11 protein-coding genes are annotated in these 18,487 nt (G+C 65.1%); 1 reads left to right on the forward strand and 10 read right to left on the reverse strand.

The features are described 5' to 3' along the window. Positions 1 to 5: 5 nt before the first annotated feature. The 10 genes from L2Y96_RS02985 to L2Y96_RS03030 form a co-directional block, all read right to left on the reverse strand. On the reverse strand, positions 6 to 1,736 hold the full coding sequence (locus L2Y96_RS02985) for a molecular chaperone HscC (RefSeq protein ID WP_247331928.1): 1,731 nt from the start codon (positions 1,734 to 1,736) through the stop codon (positions 6 to 8). A gap of 83 nt (positions 1,737 to 1,819) precedes the next feature. Further along, positions 1,820 to 4,027 carry a DNA helicase II gene (uvrD, locus tag L2Y96_RS02990; RefSeq protein ID WP_247331929.1) on the reverse strand — a complete coding sequence of 736 codons (2,208 nt, stop codon included), beginning with the start codon at positions 4,025 to 4,027 and terminating at the stop codon, positions 1,820 to 1,822. Between the two features lie 83 nt (positions 4,028 to 4,110). Next, the gene (locus L2Y96_RS02995; protein ID WP_247331931.1) at positions 4,111 to 4,329 is read right to left on the reverse strand and encodes a hypothetical protein; all 219 of its coding nucleotides are present in this window, start codon (positions 4,327 to 4,329) and stop codon (positions 4,111 to 4,113) included. 661 nt (positions 4,330 to 4,990) lie between these two features. Continuing rightward, positions 4,991 to 5,827, reverse strand: coding sequence for a sulfotransferase family protein (locus tag L2Y96_RS03000; protein ID WP_247331933.1), 837 nt, complete (start codon positions 5,825 to 5,827; stop codon positions 4,991 to 4,993). A gap of 12 nt (positions 5,828 to 5,839) precedes the next feature. Further along, complete coding sequence (locus tag L2Y96_RS03005) at positions 5,840 to 6,850, reverse strand: LacI family DNA-binding transcriptional regulator (RefSeq protein ID WP_247331935.1); 1,011 nt, start codon at positions 6,848 to 6,850, stop codon at positions 5,840 to 5,842. Between the two features lie 10 nt (positions 6,851 to 6,860). Next, the gene (locus L2Y96_RS03010) at positions 6,861 to 9,569 is read right to left on the reverse strand and encodes a glycosyl hydrolase 2 galactose-binding domain-containing protein (protein ID WP_247331943.1); all 2,709 of its coding nucleotides are present in this window, start codon (positions 9,567 to 9,569) and stop codon (positions 6,861 to 6,863) included. A 4-nt stretch (positions 9,570 to 9,573) separates the two neighbouring features. Beyond that, entirely contained in the window at positions 9,574 to 10,932 is a 1,359-nt protein-coding gene (locus tag L2Y96_RS03015) for an APC family permease (protein ID WP_247331946.1), read from the reverse strand. Between the two features lie 8 nt (positions 10,933 to 10,940). Continuing rightward, a complete protein-coding gene (locus L2Y96_RS03020) occupies positions 10,941 to 14,141 on the reverse strand; it encodes a TonB-dependent receptor (RefSeq protein ID WP_247331948.1) in 3,201 nt (1,066 codons plus the stop codon). 148 nt (positions 14,142 to 14,289) lie between these two features. Further along, complete coding sequence (locus L2Y96_RS03025; protein WP_247331949.1) at positions 14,290 to 16,644, reverse strand: beta-N-acetylhexosaminidase; 2,355 nt, start codon at positions 16,642 to 16,644, stop codon at positions 14,290 to 14,292. Further along, on the reverse strand, positions 16,641 to 17,645 hold the full coding sequence (locus tag L2Y96_RS03030; protein ID WP_247331951.1) for a glucokinase: 1,005 nt from the start codon (positions 17,643 to 17,645) through the stop codon (positions 16,641 to 16,643). Before L2Y96_RS03030 ends, L2Y96_RS03025 begins: the two co-directional genes overlap by 4 nt. Positions 17,646 to 17,994: 349 nt before the next feature. On the opposite strand from L2Y96_RS03030, the gene L2Y96_RS03035 reads away from it, so the two are divergent. Continuing rightward, positions 17,995 to 18,342, forward strand: a complete 348-nt coding sequence (locus tag L2Y96_RS03035; RefSeq protein ID WP_247331953.1) for a hypothetical protein — start codon at positions 17,995 to 17,997, stop codon at positions 18,340 to 18,342. The last annotated feature ends 145 nt before the right edge of the window (positions 18,343 to 18,487 follow it).

An 18,487-nucleotide genomic window follows, 5' to 3' on the forward strand; every position in this document is an offset into this window, starting at 1 on the left:
GGCCGTCAGTCCGCGTAGTCAGGCGTGAAATGGCCTTCCGCTTCGATGGCCTTCAATGCGTCGCGGAACTGCGCTGCATCGCGAGCGATCAGCCGTGCGTCCTGTGTCGCCAGTAGCTGTTCAAAGCGCAGGATCATCTGCCCGACGTGGTCACGCGGCGTGCCAAGGAGCTGCTCGTACAAACGTTCCGCCCTGGCGAGGAGCGTCCGGTTCTCCAGGGTATCGCGCGGGTGAATCTTCAGCGCTGATAGCGCCTCGAGCCGTCGAGCGATCTCCGCCGCGGACATGTGGGCCTGTCCGCTCTCGATGACCAGCCGCCGTGTTTCGTTGGTTGCCACGACGGTGACTTCCACCTCAAGCAGGCCATTCACGTCATACGTGAAACGAACATCGACGCCACCGGCATGCGCCGGGCCTGGCTCGATCGGTGCCTTGACCTCTCCCAGGCGGATATTGTCGCGGACCATGCGCGATTCACCCTGGTACACGGCGATGAGGATTTCGCGCTGCTCGGCGTGCACGGGGAAGAACCGCTGCACGCGGCTCACGGGTACCACCGTGTTGCGCTCGATGATGGGCGCGTAGTAGCCCTCCATCGCCACGTTCTTGTCCAGCGTCCGCACGATCTCCGTACCCAGCGTGTAGGGGCATACGTCGGTCATGACGGTTTCGTCCAGCGCCTTGTCCTTCATTTTCAGGCCAGCCTGCACGGCCGCACCCAAGGCGACTACCTCGTCCGGGTTAAGGCCGACGGCGGGAAAGCGCCCAAACATACGCGTGGCCAGCGAGCGGACCATGGGCATACGCGTCGCGCCGCCCGCCAACACGACATTATCCAGGTCGGCCGCACGGATGCGCGCATCGCGCAGGGCGCGTTCGATCGGCCGCCACAGGCGGTTGAGCAGGGGCTCGGCCAGCTTCTCGAACGCGGCCGCATCCAGTTCAATCACGGCCTGGTCGTTCTGCCAACTCACTTCAAACGAGGTCTTGCCGGTGGCACCTAGCTGCCGCTTTGCGGTTTCAGCTCGCGCGGCAAGCCGCTGCATGAAGCCTGCATCGCTTCGCGCTGCCTCGGGGATGCCGTTGGCAAATGCCAGGTCGGCGATCAATACGGCAAAGTCTTCGCCGCCGAGCATGTTATCGCCAGCGCTTGCGCGCACTTCCATGACACCTTCGAACATCTCGAGGATGGATACATCGAAGGTGCCGCCGCCCAGGTCGAACACGAGGAACTGCGTCTCGCGCTGGGCCTCGTGGATCCCGTACGCAAGGGCCGCTGCCGTGGGTTCATTGAGCAGGCGTTCTACCTTGAGGCCGGCCAGTTCGCCCGATACGCGCGTCGCCTTGCGCTGGGCATCAGAAAAGTAGGCGGGCACCGTGATGATGGCCTCGGTAACCTCCTCGCCAAGAAAGGCCTCGGCATCGGCCTTGAGCGCGCGCAAAACCAGCGCTGACAGCTCCTCCGGACGAAAGTCCCGGTCGCCCAGGCGCATGGTACGTGTGCTGCCCATGTAGCGCTTGAACAGCGCGGCCGTAAGGTGGGGATGCGTCTGCAGGCGCTCACGTGCCGCCTCACCGACCAATACATGGCCATCGGCATCGAAGCCCACGCACGAGGGCGTGAGGAAGCTTCCGAGCGGATTTGGCACAAGGCGCGGGCCGCCGTCCTTCCAGACGGCGACGAGGCTGTTCGTGGTGCCAAGGTCGATACCGACGATCATGGTTTTCCCTGTCATGCGCGCATCCTGCTGACGCACGCTCCCCTGTTTAGCGGCAGGCGCGGCCCGGCCTTAAGCCTGCCGCGCGCCGCGTGGGCCCCTTACAGCGCGGTCAGGTTCGCGTAAGCGTAAACCAGCCACTTGGAACCTTCATCCTCGAAATTCACCTGTACCCGCATATGGGCACCGGCGCCCTCGGCGCTGACGATGGTGCCCTCGCCGAACTTGGGGTGGCTGACCCGCTGGCCCAGACGCACGGCGGTCTGCTCCTGCAGGCTGGCGCCACCACCGGCGAAGCGGTCAGCATAGGCCGGGCGGGAGACCTGCACGCGGGGGCGCAGTTCGTCGATCAACTCAGGCGGGATCTCGCCCAGGAACCGCGACGGACGGGCCAGCATTTCGGTGCCGTGCATGCGGCGCGACTCCGCGTGGGACACGTACAGCTTCACCCGGGCACGGGTGATCCCCACGTAGGCCAGGCGACGCTCTTCCTCGAGGCGGTTCTCTTCCTCGGTGGAGCGCTGGCTGGGGAACAGGCCCTCTTCCATGCCCACGAGGAACACCACGGGGAATTCGAGGCCCTTGGCCGAATGCAGGGTCATCAACTGCACGCAATCGTCCCAGGCCTCGCCCTGGCCTTCGCCGGCTTCCAGCGAGGCGTGCGAAAGGAAGGCCGAGAGTTCGTTGAGACCGGCATCGGTGTCTTCCGGCGTCATCTCGAAGCGGCTGGCGACGTTGACGAGTTCGTCCAGGTTCTCGACCCGGGCCTCGCCATTGCCGCGCTTGTCGTTCTCGTAGAAATCGCGCAGGCCGGTGTGGGTGATCGCGTGTTCGATCTGTTCGGCGAGATCGAGGCCGGAGGGGGCCTCGTCGCCTTCGGCATCGCCGCCGCGGAAGGTCCGGTGCATCTCGTCGATTAGCGTGATGAACGCACGCAGCGCGTTCTTCGCGCGGCCCGCGAGCGAGCCGGTGGCGATCTCGCTGAGCACCGCCTCCCACATGGAGCTGCCTTCCTGCCGGGCACGGCGGCGCAGCTCATCCAGTGTGCGATCGCCGATACCGCGCGGCGGCGTGTTTACCGCGCGCTCGAATGCAGCGTCGTCGTGACGGTTGGAGGCTAGCCGAAGGTAGGCCAGCGCATCCTTCACTTCCGCGCGCTCGAAGAAGCGCAGGCCGCCGTACACACGGTAGGGCAGGTCGCGCTGGATCAGCTGTTCTTCGAAGTTGCGCGACTGGGCGTTCGAACGATAGAGGATGGCGCAGTCGCGGGCATTGCCGTGCTCGGCGATGTATTCGCGGATGCGCTCGATGACAAAGCGTGCCTCGTCCTGCTCGTTGTACGCGGCGTACAGGGCAATGCGGTCGCCTTCGTCGCCATCGGTCCACAGTTGCTTGCCGAGGCGGCCGCCGTTGCGTGCGATGACGGCGTTCGCCGCATTCAGGATCGTCGAGGTGGAACGGTAGTTCTGTTCCAGGCGGATGGTCTTCGCGCCCGGGAAATCGCGCAGGAACTGCTGCACGTTCTCCACCTTCGCACCACGCCAGCCGTAGATGGCCTGGTCGTCATCGCCCACCACGAAGACCTGGCCGGTGCTGCCGGCGAGCACGCGGATCCACGCGTATTGCAGCGTGTTCGTATCCTGGAACTCGTCGATCAGCAGGTAGCGCCAGCGGTCCTGGTAGTGCTTGAGGACATGCGGATCCTTCAGCCACAGCTCGTGCGCGCGCAACAGCAACTCGGCGAAATCGACGAGGCCCGCGCGCTGGCACTGCTGTTCGTAAGCCTTGTAGACCTCGACGAAGGTGCGCGTTACCGGATGGTCGCGATGCTCGATGCTATCGGGACGCTTGCCTTCATCCTTCCACTGATTGATCTGCCAGGCGGCCTGGCGCGGCGGGAAGCGCGCTTCATCCAGGCCCATGCCCGCGATGACGCGCTTGATCAGGCGCTGCTGGTCATCCGAATCGAGGATCTGGAAGCCTTCGACCAACCCGGCCTCGCGCCAGTGGCGGCGGAGCAGGCGGTGGGCGATGCCGTGGAAGGTGCCCACGGTAAGGCCCTGGGTGCCGCCGGCAACGATGCCATCGAGGCGCGTGCGCATCTCGCCCGCCGCCTTGTTGGTGAACGTGACCGACAGGATGGCCCACGGCGGCACGCGGTCGACCTGGGTGAGCCAGCCGATGCGGTGGGTGAGTACGCGGGTCTTGCCGGAACCGGCGCCCGCGAGGATCAGGTAGTGGCCCGGCGGGGCGCTGACGGCCTCGCGCTGCGCGTCATTCAGGCCGTCGAGAAGGTGGGATACGTCCATCCCGCCATTGTACCGGAGGAGGGGCTTCCAGACCCCTTCCGGCACGGCGCGCCCCGGTAGGAGCGCGCTTGCGCACGATGCCCTTAACGCTTCTGCGCAATCCCCGCCACGGCAACAATGCCGCCCAGCACGATACCGGCGATACCCACCCACTGCGGCAGTGCCTTGTCGTGGGTGGCTTCGACCTTGGCCGAGCCGATTTGCACGAGCGTATCGGTTTTCTTGTAGCTGCCGTTGCCAGCCACGACCCAGATACCCAGGCCGAGAAGGATGACGCCGACGATGATGAGGCCTACGCGCATGGGAATACCCCTGTAAGGATCAGTGGCCGGAGCATGCGTTGACGAATGTGAGGGCGGCGTGGGCACGCCGGAGAATGGTTCATCTTGTCTAACGCGTCGCGATATGGCCGCCTATCTAACCGGTTCATTCGCTGGCGCGAATGCGTGTTTTGAGCGGCTAGCGCCGCCTTAGGCTGGGGGTTTGTTGGGGTCGGGGGCGGTCAGGGCCTTGCGACCGCCAGTCGCGGACCTTCGGACCGGGCCGTAGGCACCCTTTTCGCGAAACGCGTTACGTTGCGCGGCCCTCCGCTCATGTCGGCCGCAAGGCCCTGACCGCCCCCGAGTCCACACGTTTCGTTGCGTGGGGCACAAGCCTGTACACCGAAGCGCTGCGTCCTGTCGGCGTGCCGCAGCACGCGGCGAGCTTTCCTCCAATCAACCTCAGCGCTGGATGTGCGGGTGGGTAAGCCCTGGGGGCCGACATGAGCGGAGGGCCGCCAAGCGCTACGCCTCTCGCGAAAGCGGCGCTACGGCCCGGTCCGAAGGTCCGCGACTGGCGGCCCCCAGGGCTTACCCACCCGCAGCTTCCTCAATCCTTCAAGGACGAGGCGGCGAATGCCGCTTAAGACACGCATTCGCTCCAGCGAATGAACCGCTCACCGAGCGTGACGCAGCAGCCCGGTCAAACGATGGTGACCTGATGGACGTTGTTCTTCGGATCGGCCCAGAAGGCCTCATTGGCGAAACGGCCAAAGACCTCGCGGGGAAGCACCGGCGGGCGTTCGACGGCTTCGACCTTGGCGCGGACCGTGTGCAGGCCGGCCATGCCGACGCGGGCGTCGAATTCGTCGGCGCTGTACTCGATGTGGTTGAAGTCGTGCTCGTACCAGGGCTCACCAAGGAAACGGTAGACCGCGCGGAGCGACGTTTCAGGATCGCTCACGAGGCTCTCATAGGTAAGCAGGAGCAGGTGGTCGTGGGCGTATTCGCTGTAGAAGGCTTCCTTCGTTGCCTGGTAAGCGAAGCCGACCATGCCGCGTGGGTCGGTGAGTGCTTCGACGCGCGAATACACCGTGGTGTTGGTGTCGTAGCGGAAGACCTTGCTGACGCTGACGGGTTGCTTCTGCACCAGGCGTTCCATGCTGTCGAGCACCCAGGCGAGCTGGCGGACGCAAGCGACGACCTTGACGTCGGGAAAGAGTGCCGTGAGCAGGCCCATGCGGCTGCACCACAGGCGGCTCATGTCGAAGATGGCTTCGGGGCCCTGGTCGACCGAGTAGAAGTTCTCCACCAGGCCGCGCAGCACGGCGGCGCGCTGCGCGTCGGTGACATCGAAGGCGAAATCGTTCTTGCTGCTGGCCTCGGCCACGACGACGCCCATGATGTCGGCGACGGGACTGGTCATGCCGGCGCGAAAGCGTGGGTTCTGGTTGAGGATGGCGGCCAGCAACGTGGTGCCCGCGCGCGGCAGGCCGGAGATGAAGTGGAACCGGCGCTGGGGCTTGGCGGCGTCAGACATGCGGTGCTTCCTTTATCGGGGCGCGGGCGCGGTGGAGGCGCGCAGGCGCATGAGGTATTCGACTTCGACCATGCGGGGCTCGCCTTTGCCCAGGAGGCCCAGCAGGAGTTCTTCGGTGGCACGCTTGCCCATGTCGCGCACCGGCTGGTGCACGGTGGTGAGCGGGGGCCAGACCTGGGTGGCGATGGTGGTGTCGTCGAAGCCGCAGATGGAGACTTCGCCCGGGACCGCAACGCCAGCTTCGGCAGCCGCCCAGATCGCGCCAACGGCCATGTCGTCGTCGGCGGCGAAGATCGCGGTGGGGCGATCCTTCAGCGCCAACAACTGGCGCGCCGCCTTGACCCCCGAATCAAACGAAAAGCGGCCCTGCACCATGTAGTCCGGGCGCTCCTCGATGCCAGCGCGTTTCATGCCGTCGCGAAACCCGGCCAGGCGCCACACGCCGGCGCCATGCTTCGGGTCGCCGATGATGTGTGCGATGCGCCGGTGGCCCAGCCCGACGAGATGCTCGACCATGGCAGCGGCGGCCTCGCGCTCGCGCAGGATCACACCGGCGATACCCTTGGGCTTGCGTGGCGCGATCGAGGCGAAAGGCAGGCCGGTCGCCCGCAGGTGGGCGAGCAGGGCGGCGTGGTCGGTAATGGGCGGCGTGAGGATCAGGCCGTCCGGATGGTGGCGCCACAGGATGCCTTCCACGCGCTCCATGAAGTCCGGCGCGGTGGAATCCAGGGGCTGCACCATCATGCTGTACTGACGCGCTTCGCACGCCTCCTGCACGCCGGCCTGCACTTCCATGACGTAGCTGGGCGACAGGTTGTCGTACAGCAAGCCGATCATGAAGGAGCGGTTGGAGGCCAGGCTACGCGCCGACGCGAGCGGCCGGTACTTGAGTTCAGTGACCGCCGCCATCACGCGGTCGCGCACTTCCTTGCGCACGCCCGGTTCCTGGTTGAGCACGCGCGAGACGGTCTTCTTCGACGTATCGGACGCACGAGCCACATCGTTGATGGTCACGCGCGACATGAAGGCCTCTTCAATGCTTCTTTCCCTGGGTGACCCCTGCGGTGTACTGCGCCACCGGGGCATTCCAACCAGCCACTTCGACCACGGTGCCTGCGCCGCCCTGTGCGGGGTAGCGCGCCGTCAGCACGATGGATTCGCCAGGCCAGAGCGTGATGTCATTGTCAGTCCACCTTACGGGCAGCGCAAGCTCGCCCCTGGCGCCACGGCGGATCGAAAGATGTTCCTGGATCGCTGCCGCCGGCGAGGATGCCGGGATAGCGAGAGTCACCGTGGTGACCTCATCGCTTCCATCGTGGATCGTGGATACACGTACTTCGCGCGTTGCCTTGGGCAACGAGGCGAGGGCCGTCAGATCACCGTACTTCGTGACCGGCGTGAGGTACCAGTTCGACTTCGCCCAGTCGAGTTCGTCCGCCTGCGTCGATAGCCAGTAGACATTGCGGCTGACCGGCTTGCCATCGGCCGAAGCGAGGTCCAGTTCGACGAAGTAAGTTTTGGTGAGCCCCTTCACCGCAGGAATCGCCAGGACGGACTGTGCGTGGTTGCCGGCAAGGTCGATGTCCGGCACCTGCTTCTCGAAGCGCACGCTGCCGTCCAGGTTGCGCACGCGGATCCGCGCCTGCAGCGCATGCTGTGCATCGAGCGTGTGGTTCACCACCACGACGTCGTGCGTGTCATACGAATACTGGATATGCAGCGGCTCGTTGCCCTTCTTGGCGCCGTAGTACGCGCCCGCCGGGTTCATGTAGTAGTCGTAGAGGTGCCAGTGCAGTGACGGCCAGGCGTTGTTGAGCATCCAGTAGATGACGCCGGTGGCGGGCTTCGCGGCGTTCATATGCGCGTTGAACGCTTCGAACTGCGCGCGCACGTTGTCGTAGTTGTCGAGCTGGGCCTTCGCCACGTAATCGGCGAGGCCCGTCGGCGTGCCATAGCGATGGGCCAGCGCGTTATCAAAGGGCGTCAGCACGGCGAACGTCGACCAGTCGGCCGAGGCGTGGTACTGGCGGGCCTCCGGGTACTTCCATAGCGCCTCCTGCTCCTGCGGTGAAAGCATCCGCTGCACATCCTCCAGGCGGGGGATGACCGCGCCAGCGCTCACCTCGGAATCGAAGCCAAAGGCGCCACCGTACTGATCCGCATACCAATACGACGGCGGGATCCAGTCGTAAGGTCCGGCCATCTTCATGCCAGAGGGGCCCGCCTCGGCGGTCTTCTCATCGACGGCCGCCGAGATAACCGGGAGCGTCCAATCCTCGGCGCGCAGCGTATCGGTGTACATCTTCGCCAGCGGCGGCGGTGGGGCGTGGTCGCTGCCGATAAAGAAGCCGATCACGGAGGGATGGTTGCGCAGCAGACGCGCCTCGCTGGCCATCGAGGCCTGAGCAACGCGCATGTCGGCGTCGTTCCACGGCTGGCCGCCGGTCTTTGCCGCGGCCTCCCACTTGTCGCAGCACTCCCAGCCGGCAAGGATCAGGATGCCGTGACGGTCGGCGAGGTCGTAGAAGCGATCGTTCTCCAGCTTGCCTTCGCTGCGGATTGTGTTGATACCGAGGTTCACCACGTAGTCAAACTCGGCTTTCATCCGTGCCGGGTCGTCACGCAGGAACATGTCCGGCGCCCAACCACCGCCGCGGATCAATAGCGGCTGGCCGTTGATGGTGAACTGACGGTAGCCCTGTGGGGTGATGTTCGACTCCACGCGACGCACGCCAAAGCTCGTTGCCGCACGGTCCGATACGGTGCCGTCGACGTTGGCCGTCACCGACATCGCGTACAGCGGATGATCGCCCATGCCGATCGGCCACCAGACCTTCGGGTTATCCAGCGTGACGGCTGGCGTATCGCCCGCGGCGAGGGAAACGACTTTCACCTCGCCCGGGCCGAGATGGACCTTCTGCTGGACCGGCTTGTCGGCTACGGTGCCGGACACGGTCACGTCGTGCGCTGCCGTATCCAGGTTGCTGGCGGTGACCTTCACCGTCAGGGTGGCCTGCTTCAGATCCGCGGAAAGGGTCGGAAGGACCAGCGGCGCGCTCAGCGCGACTGGCCCGGTCTGCACGATATCCACGCCGCGCCAAGGCCCCATGTTGTTGTCGGGCGGCGTCGGGTTCCAGTCGACCCAGCCGATCGAGAGACTCATGCGCGGGTCGGCGGGATAGACCTTGAAGGCGACGGCATTGGCGCCGCTACGTACCCAGCGCGTCACCTCGATATCGCGCACGGGGTAGGCGCCCGCGATGTCGGCGTGGTCGGCGACCTTCTGCCCGTTCACCCAGAGGTCCGCGCTGGCGATGATGCCGTGGGTGCGCAGCAGGGTGTGCCGGTCACCGCCAGCTTTCGAGAGATCGAAACCCGCGCGATACCACCATGGCGTCACGAACACGGTGCCGCTGGCATCGGGCACCTGCACGGCGCGCAGGTTGTCGCTGTAGAACACGTCGTTCTTGAAAACGTCGTTCTCGAGCAAACCGGCCATGACCGTGGCGCGCCCCGTGACGGGGAACCACTCCTTCGTTGCGAAGCCGCGCGCGGAGATCGCGGCTCCATCCTCCTGCGCCTTCGCCGTGTCCTGGATCTCCCAGCGGTTGATCGGACTGACCGAGCCAGGCTCGGCAGGCACGCGCGTGTCGGCGTAGGTGGCATGCGCCGCAAGGGCCTCGCCGCAGGAGAAACCTAGCAAGATGGCCGCTGCGAAAGCGGTACGGGCAGCAGTCGGCATGGCGTTACGATTCCCCGGTGGCGACACGGTCGGTTTCAATGGGCGCGAACGGCCACGCGGCATTCACGCGGGCCCACAGCGCGAACACCACCAGGCCGGCAAGGATCCACGCGCCGGATAGCAGCAGTGACAAGGTCGACGCCGAGACATACACGTAGACCCAGCCGACGAGCGCGATGATGCAGGGTACCGGATAGAGCCATTGGCGGTAGGGTCGTGGCATCCCCGGTTCGCGCCGGCGCAGGACGATCAGGGCGACGACCTGGGCAATGGACTGCACCAGGATCGTCGCGGTGAGCAGCATGTTGATCACTTCGGTCAGGTCGAAGAACGTACCGATGGCCGTGACCACGCCCATGGTCAGCAGGGCGATATGCGGAAACCCGTTCTTGTGCAGACGCCCGAAGGTCGAAAGGAACACCTTGTCCCGCGCCGCTTCGAACGGCACCCGGGAGCCGCCGAGCAGGCCGGTAAACACCGAGGCCAGTGCGGTAATGATGATGAGCGTCGTCATGATCGCCGCGGCGGCGTGGCCCCAGCTACGCTCCACGACGAGCGACGCGACGGACTTGGATGTCGCGATCTCCTGCCACGGAGCCACGCCCAGCACGCTGATGTTCAGCAGCAGGTAGACCACCATCATGGCGCTGATCGAGATGATGATCGAGCGCGGCATCGTCCGGCCCGGATCACGCAGTTCATCGCCGATGTATGCCGTGGTGTTGTAGCCCAGGTAATCGTAGACGCCGATGATCAGGCCCGCGCCCAGCCCCACGAAGAACCGCGGGCCAAAGGCGTCGGGTGCGAAATCGAAGGCGAGGTGGGGATCAAAGTGCGAGAAACCCGCCGCCGCCACGCCGATGATCGACACCAGCATGATCACCCACAGCGCGATGGTGATGACGCGCACCGACTCGATCCGGCGGTAAAGCATCCACGTGACAAGGGCAGTGGCGATCACGCCCACGATATGCGTGGTCCACCAGCCCATGTTCGGGAAGAAGAACTGCAGGTACTCCACCATGCCGATGATGCCGGTCGACATCAGGAGCGGGATGGCCAGCAGCATCGTCCAGATGAAGAGGAAAGGCATGAGCTTGCCTGAGCTCTTCTGGAAGGCCCGGCGGAGGTACACGTAGGTACCGCCGGAGCCGGGCATCGCCGCGCCCAGCTCCGCCCAGACCAGGCCATCGGCCATTGCCAGCAGCGCACCGACAATCCACCCCACGATCGCCTGCGGCCCGCCCATGGCGGCCACCATCAACGGAATGGTGATGAACGGACCGATGCCGCACATCTGCGTCATGTTGATGGCGGTGCCCGAGAACACGCCGATCGATCGGTGGAAGCTACGCTCGCTCATGGGGTCCCCTACCACTGGCCACGGATGCCGAACATGAACATGCGCTCGGAGAACGTCGAGTGCCCCGGCTGGTTCGGAAAGACCAGATAGTACTTCTGGTACTCGTTCGTGAGGTTGGTGCCGTTGAGGAACACTTCCAGCTGCTTGGCGAACTTGTACGAGATGGACGCATCGATGTACTTCTGCGGCGCCTCGTACATCTCCAGGCCGGTGATGCCGCCTACGCTATCCATCACGGCGCGGCGCGAACGGTAGTTATAGGCCACGCGCGCCTGGAAGCGGTCATCCTGGTACCAGAGGATGAAGTTGCCCGATTTGGTCGAGTTGTCCTGGAAGGGGATCTTCTTGCCCGCCAGGTCCTTTTCACCGGAATTGCTGGGGGCGTACGTCGCGTTCACCTCCATACCCGTCTTCGACAGGATGCCCGGGAGGAAGGTGAAGCCCTGGCGGTAATCGAATTCCGCGCCCTTGATGCTGTTGCCCGTGCCCTGGACAGGCTGCGTGATCACGATGCAATGGTCGCGCACGACGCCGTCTTCATCGGGCAGCGTACAGTTCGTGACGCTGCCGTTCTTGATGAAGCTATCCACGTTGATGCGGAACAGCGCGAGGCTGACCATGCTCGACGGGTTGATATACCACTCCGCCGACGCGCCAAAGTTGGTCGACCGCCACGGATCCAGGTTCGGGTTGCCGGAGGAGGTACCGTTGGCGACGCGGAACACCGGGCCGTCCGGTGTCTCGGACAGCGAGTAGTTCAGCTGCAAGCCGCCCGCCCAGGTGCTCAGGTCCAGCGGCATCATGTTCTTCGAATAGGCGAGGCGCACCTTCACGCTATCGGTCACGTCCAGCGCGAAGTTCGCCGAGGGCAGGATGTCCTGGTACGAGCGCTTGGTGATGTCGACACCGACGTCTGCCGGCTCATCGCCGTAAGCGCCGGGGTCGCCGCTGAGGTGCTGGGTGACATCGAGCTTGCTGCGGATCAGGCGAACGCCGATATTCCCGCTATAGGGCATGTCGCCGATGGTGCCGTTGAAGTCGCCCTGCAGGTAGCCGGAGAGCTCCTTGAGCCGCACACCCCAGGTGGTGCCGGGCTCACCCACGCTGACCGTATCGGGGTAGAGGGACTTCCAGTAGGCCTCCGGGTCCTTCATGGCGTTGGGATCGATGGCCCAGAAGTTGATGCCGGAGCCGAGGAGGTTGTTGTACTGCTTGAAATTGTCCGCCAGTGGCGCCGCTGTCTTGGGCATCGAGATGGCTGACAACGGGCCCGCGCGGAAGTAGCCCTGGTCATTACCGGCCGTACACGTCCCGCTGTTCAGTACGACGTCGGCGCCCACGTAGCGCACGAGGCAGCCGCCCGGATCGCTGGCGCCCATGCCGGCATACACCGGCGTCTCGAACGTATAGCCCTTGTTGTCCGCCGTACGGATGCTGTTGCGCACACCGAACTTGAGCTTGAACCCATCGTTGAATTCGAACTTGCCATCGAAGCGCAGGGCGTTGAGGGCCACCTTGCGGTCGTAGTTACCCGAAGATTCCAGCGTCTTGAACGTCCAGGCGTTGGGATCCGCGAACGCCGCTGCCAGTTCGGCGGGCGTGCCGATCTTCAGGTACCGGCCGCGGAAGTCCGCGGTGATGGGTATCGTGTTCTGCGGTATGCCCGTGGGGTTGAATACTCGATTGCCGCCCAGCTCGGCGGGATAGACCATCGTACCGGGCGGTACCGCATCATCCGATACGCCGTCGGCCAGGACGTTAGGCCACAGGGCGCCGTCGGAGTCGGAGATATTGACGTCGGTTTCCTGCAGGGACTGCGAGGCGGTGTCGTGGATACCGCGCAGGGTTGCCGTGAACGGCCCGCCGTCGTCGTAGTCGAGCTGCATGTTCAGGTTCTTCGCCTGGGAGAACTTGCGGATCATCTGCGAATACGATTCCACATCCCCCGGCCACTTCTGGTACACCTGCGTGGTGTAGATGTTCGAGCCTTCCCAGCCCGGTTCAGGCGTGCCGTACGAACCCAGCGCCGGCTTGCCCGTATCCTGCGATTGCAGTGGCACGTATGTCGCGCCCTGCCAGTTGGTCGAGTTGAACTGCACGCCGACGTTCCGGTCGAACTCGTGCTGCTGCGAGTAGAAGTAGTCGGTGGTCAGGCTGAAGCCGTTGCCGATGTCGAACTGGAACGATGCATTGCCCGACTTGCGCTTGCGCTCGGTGATGATCTGGTTGATGCCGAAGTTCTGGCTGCCCATGAACACGCCGTTGGACTTGCCATCACCGTTCACGTCGACGCTGCCATCCGCGTTCTGGACGATCTGCGAAGGGATGGGCGCGCCATTCCACGGGGTGAGGAAGCCGTTATAGCCACCGGCACTCGCGGCGTTTTCGCCGTTGAGCACCACGCCGTACTGGTCGAGGCCCTCGGTGGAGTTCATGCGCCGGGTATCGGAGTAGTCGCCGGAGATCAGGAAACCCCAGCGGCCGTTGTCGTTATAGGAGAACAGGCCATTGGCCTCGGGGCCCGTGTGCTTGGTGGTCGAACCGCGCTCGCCGTTAGCCGAGTAGCTGTACGTGAAGCCGGACGGCAGGTCCCAGGGACGGTAGGTGTGAAGGTCGATCGCGCCGCTGATGCCCGCGTCGGTCTCATCGGCAGTGGCTGATTTGACGACGTCGGCGCCGTGGAACAGCGTCGAAGGCAGCATGCTGAAGTCCGGCTGCTGGGAATCGATCTGATCGGCGGTGATGAACACTTCACCATTCAGCATCGTGCCGACCTGCGGCAAGCCGCGCACGTCCACCGAGGTGCCCACGCCCGCATCGCGATTGATCTGCACGCCGGTGATGCGCTGGAGCGAGTCGGTAATGGTGGTGTCGGGCAGGGCGCCGATGTTCTCGGCGGTGATGCTGTCCTGGATCTTGTCGGCATCGCGTTTGACGTCGATGGCCTTCATCTGTGAAGCGCGCACGCCGGTGACGGTGACACCCGAGAGATCCACGGCATTCTGGGCGCTATCGCCCTGGGTATCCTGGGCCGTCGTCTTCTTCGTCGCTGCTGGCGGTGGCGAGGTTTGCGTCGTCGTCTGCGACGTCGGTTGCCCGTCCTGCTGCACGTCGAAGAAGGTGGATGCGGCCGCCGGCGCCGAGGCGACGGCGAGCAGGGTCACCGTGATGGCGAACGACAAGGGATGCTTGCGAAGTGCTTTGGACATGGGCCGTGACCTCGTGACTGGTGCCTGTCGAAACTGCGGAACCTCGTTTTGCGGGAACGCGTCATACCCGGCCGCGCCCGGTGGCGCTTGCCGTTGTGGTGCAAATGCAGTTTTTTCCCCGAACTACGGTGCGCCCCTGCGCACCGCCTTACTTAGAAAACGAAAGCCGTCCCAGCGCCCACTGCCCCTTGCGTGGATCGCCCGTCGCAAACACGCACAACGCCTGGGCATTAGCCGGTAGCGGCGCGGACAGCGCGCCGTCCAGGGTCACTTGCCCATGCGTTGCCTTAGCGTTGGCGAACGGCAGCGCCGCGATCAGCGGTCCCTCGCAGCCGTTCGTATGAATTTCGAGCGCATCGCCCGCGCTATGGCCTTTGCGTACGATGGCGCCGCGCCGTTCGTCGCCGTAACGCCATGCCAGCCGCTCTGCGGTGACGCTGACATGCGTCGCGCCTTGTAGCGCGGCATCGGGCCACTTCCAGCAGGCGTTGCCGATCTCTACCGCGTAGACCGGGCTATCGCCGTTAGCGGGGCGGGCACCTTGCAAGCGTGAGGGCGGTTCACCCGAGCAGGTCTGCAGGGTGGCGCTGTCGCGGCTCATGAAAGTGGCATCGTCCACCGTGGTCGCACGGGCGGCAGCGAGCACGCTGCCGTCGGTGGCGAAGGTGGCGGCACGCAGCGTCGTGGCAGCAGGGAGCGTGAGCGGCTGGGTGTACGTCGGCGAATGGGCGGTGGGTTCGGTCCCATCGGTGGTGATGTGGATCTCGCCCACCTGCGTCTGGTTGGTGATCGTGACCTGGTAGGCGCCGCCTGCGACCGGTGACAAGGCGAAGGCCGGTGCAAACGCGGTATCGGCGGTCACGATACCGAGCGCGCGATACCGTGCGAGCTGGGCCGGCAGGCGCGCCGTGAACGCGTTCCAGTCATGGCTTGCCGATGTCGACCAGCCGAGCTCAGCCAGCGCGGCAATGCGCGGGAACGTGGCGTGCTGGGTATGCGCGAAGGTGAGCATCTGCTCGGCCCAGAGGCCGGCTTGCACACCGACGATATGTTTGGCTTCGTCCGAAGTGGTACCCGGGGGTACGAGGGGGGCGTCATAGGCCTGGCGTAGCGTCACTTCGGGCGGAGGGCCAGCCCACTCATCCGGGTGGCCGGATTGCCGATGATCGAAGTAGAGGTATTCCTGTGGGGTCATGACCACGTCGTGGCCCTGCCGCAACGCGGCGAGCGCAATACGCTCGTCGTGATCGCCATGCCACGACATCACCAGCTGCGAACGGGGCAGCGCGACGCCAGCATCGATCTCGTCATCCCAGCCCACCGGCGTGCGGCCATGGGCGACCAGATAGTCGGCCACCTGCTGCATGAACCAGCCTTGCTGCTGATCCATGTTGGCCAGCTTCAGCGCCTTCCTCTGCGCGTTGACGGCGGGAGACGCGTTCCACTGCTCCTTATCCGCCTCGTCGCCGCCGTAGGAGACGTAGCGCGACGGGAACAGGCGCATCACCTCGTCCATGACATCGTTGACGAAGCGCAGTGTCTTTGCGTTCGGATTCAGTAACCACGGGCTCACGCCCCAGTCGGTCCACACCGCCGGGCGCTTGCCGGTGACGCCCAGCCACGGATACGCAGCGATGGTGGCCTGCGAGTGCCCGGGGAGATCGATCTCCGGCACGATGTCGACCTGGCGCTCGGCGGCATAGCGCACGATGTCGGTGATTTCGGCTTCGGTATAGGCCTTGCAGTAAGGCTTATCGTGGCCGCCCGTTACTTCGCCGTCATTGCCGACCGCTTCCCGGCAGGCGCCCGTGATGGTGAGGTTGGGGTACTTCGGTACTGGCAGGCGCCAGCCCTGGTCGTCGGTGATGTGCCAGACCAGGACGTTGAGCTTGTCCAGGGACATCCAGTCGATTAGCTGCTTGATCTCGGCGGCGCTCTGGTAGTGCCGGCTCGAGTCGAGCAACAGCGCGCGCCACGCGAAGCGCGGGTGGTCTTCGATGTTGCCATAGGGTACGTGCGCCACGGCGCCGCGAGTCCAGCCCGGCGGCGTGAGGAGCTGCCACGCTGTCACGCTGCCGTAGAACGCGCCACGCGCGGTGCGGGCCGTCACGACGATGCCGGTCTTGCCAATGGTGATCGCGTAGCCTTCGTCGCCGGTGATGGCCGCGTCGGGACGGATATCGAAGGTGATGGCCGCCGACGTCTCGTTGTCCGCGGCTTTCCGTAGCACCAGGCCGCGCACACTGGCGAGGCGCTGCACGAAGTTGTCGACCACGGTCGTCATGGCGGCCGAATCCCCGCCATGCACCGCGATGGTGGCACCGCTGGCGATATCGAGCGTGCCGGTGTTTGCAGGCTTCGCGACCACTGGCGCAGGCAGGAGGGACCACGCTGGCTTCGCGGCTTCCGCTGCGCAAGCGCCCAAGGCGAACGCCCCAGCCGCAACGGCTAATCCTGCCTTTGCCAGCCAACGAGCATGCTTCAGCGGCGCACCCTGCTTCATGCGGCGGCCCCCTCGGGCATGGCTGCGCCATTCGCGGCGCGCTGATACATGTACCAGCGAGCGGCACCCTGTACGCCATGACAACCGTGTTCGGTGACCCACACCGGCACCTGCGCCAACATGGCTCGCACGCTACGCCCGTGCAGGAAGCGCTCTTCGAATGCGCTGCCTTTCAGCAGATCGAAAATGGACGACAGGAAACCCCCTGCGAGGAAAACACCGCCCGTGGGCATGTAAGTCATGGCGAGGTTGCCGGTGAAGCTTCCCAGTGCGGCGCAGAACAACTCCACGGCTTCCACCGCGTGCTCGTCGCCGAGCCCGGCAGCCGCGGCCGTGACTTCCTTGGGCGTCGTGAGCGTGGCCACTTCACCATCAATGGCGCACAGCGCCTGGTAGGCCGTGAGCAGGCCGGGCCCCGAGACGATGTATTCGACGGGGACGTAGCCGCCTTCCGGGGCCAGCCACGCGAGTACCGCGCGGTCGCGAAGCGAGTGCGGCGTGAAGTCCATCTGGCCGGCTTCGGAGGTCAGCACGATGCCGCCTGCCGCGCTCGGCACGTAGATGGCGGCGCCCAGGCCGGTGCCGGGTCCGACGACGAGCGAGGGTCCCTGCCCACGCGTAGTTGGCCCACAGAGGTGACGTCCGCTGGCGGCGAGCGGCCCTTCGATGGCGTAGGCCAGCGCTTCGAAATCATTGAGGGCCGCGACCTCGGCAAAGCCCAGCGACGCGCGCAATGCATCCAGGTGGATAGGCCAGGGGAGGTTGTCGTTCGCGACCTCGTCGCCCATCACCTGGCCCGCGCACGCCAGCGCACCGTGCGAAACCGGTACGTGCACCTCGGCGGCGATGAAGGTCTTGAGCAGATCGGCGAGCGAGGGGAACGCGGCGCAGGCGTATACACGATAGGCGAGCGTCTCGAGTTCACCCGAGCCGTCGTCCGCGCCGCGCATAAGCGCGACGTGACCGTTCGTGCCGCCGATATCGCCCGCAAGAAAGAGCATCCCCGACTTCCCCAGCCGCGTTAGCGGTGCCCCCGCACCGATTTCGACATCAATGTGTAACGGGACTGACACCGGTGTCAAGTCAGGGCGCAGCAGGGGCATCCACGGGCAGGCGTGACGCGTCGCGTTGGCGCATGGCGAGCATTTTTCTCATGCCATGCCCATTAATGTCCATGTATCTCAAGTACTTACATGTTTACAGCAGCGACCAACACCGGCATGCTTCCGGGCTTGATGATGGAGAATGGAATGCAGGTGAACGTGGTGGCCACGATGGCCATGGATGCTGTCGCAATGGCGTACGCAAGCGCCGCCGGGGCCGAAGGCGATGTAAGGAGCGCTGGGTAGCATGGACGACGATACGAGATTGCTGACGGCGCAGCTCGCGGCAGCGATAGTTCGATTTGAGAAGCGCATGGATCAAGCGGCGGCTCGGCTGGCATCGCGAATGGATGCAGGCGACCGGTGGTACACGGCGTTCGCGTGGAAAGCCTTCATTGCCTCGACGCTGGGTTCCTTTGCCGTGATCGGCACGGCGGGTTACGCGATCTGGGAAGCGCAACACACGCTGCGCGAGACGCGCTGGGTGCGGCAGATCAATGCGGCGCAAGCAGCGGGCAGGCTTAGCCAGTGCCCCGGTGGCGGCGATCACGTATGCGCGAAGGTCGACAAGCGCTGGGTACGCCTCGACCCCTGACGACAACGCATAAAAAAACCCCGGCAGCCAGGGGAGCTGCCGGGGCGGGGTGGGATAGTCGGCCCAGGGGAAGACTGACTATCCACGGAGGTGGCCCCAGGGAGGTGGGGCCCACCGATGGGACGCCGTTGCGTGCGTCCGAAGA

The organism is Luteibacter aegosomaticola (genome assembly GCF_023078475.1).
GTDB lineage: Bacteria > Pseudomonadota > Gammaproteobacteria > Xanthomonadales > Rhodanobacteraceae > Luteibacter > Luteibacter aegosomaticola.

Coding starts and splice junctions, on each gene's coding strand:
- L2Y96_RS03015 (WP_247331946.1), bottom strand. CDS start 10,932: ATGAGCGAGCGTAGCTTCCACCGATCGATCGGCGTGTTCTCGGGCACC.
- L2Y96_RS03030 (WP_247331951.1), bottom strand. CDS start 17,645: ATGCTCTTTCTTGCGGGCGATATCGGCGGCACGAACGGTCACGTCGCG.
- L2Y96_RS03035 (WP_247331953.1), top strand. CDS start 17,995: ATGGACGACGATACGAGATTGCTGACGGCGCAGCTCGCGGCAGCGATA.
- uvrD (WP_247331929.1), bottom strand. CDS start 4,027: ATGGACGTATCCCACCTTCTCGACGGCCTGAATGACGCGCAGCGCGAG.
- L2Y96_RS02995 (WP_247331931.1), bottom strand. CDS start 4,329: ATGCGCGTAGGCCTCATCATCGTCGGCGTCATCCTTCTCGGCCTGGGT.
- L2Y96_RS03000 (WP_247331933.1), bottom strand. CDS start 5,827: ATGTCTGACGCCGCCAAGCCCCAGCGCCGGTTCCACTTCATCTCCGGC.
- L2Y96_RS03005 (WP_247331935.1), bottom strand. CDS start 6,850: ATGTCGCGCGTGACCATCAACGATGTGGCTCGTGCGTCCGATACGTCG.
- L2Y96_RS03020 (WP_247331948.1), bottom strand. CDS start 14,141: ATGTCCAAAGCACTTCGCAAGCATCCCTTGTCGTTCGCCATCACGGTG.
- L2Y96_RS03025 (WP_247331949.1), bottom strand. CDS start 16,644: ATGAAGCAGGGTGCGCCGCTGAAGCATGCTCGTTGGCTGGCAAAGGCA.
- L2Y96_RS03010 (WP_247331943.1), bottom strand. CDS start 9,569: ATGCCGACTGCTGCCCGTACCGCTTTCGCAGCGGCCATCTTGCTAGGT.
- L2Y96_RS02985 (WP_247331928.1), bottom strand. CDS start 1,736: ATGACAGGGAAAACCATGATCGTCGGTATCGACCTTGGCACCACGAAC.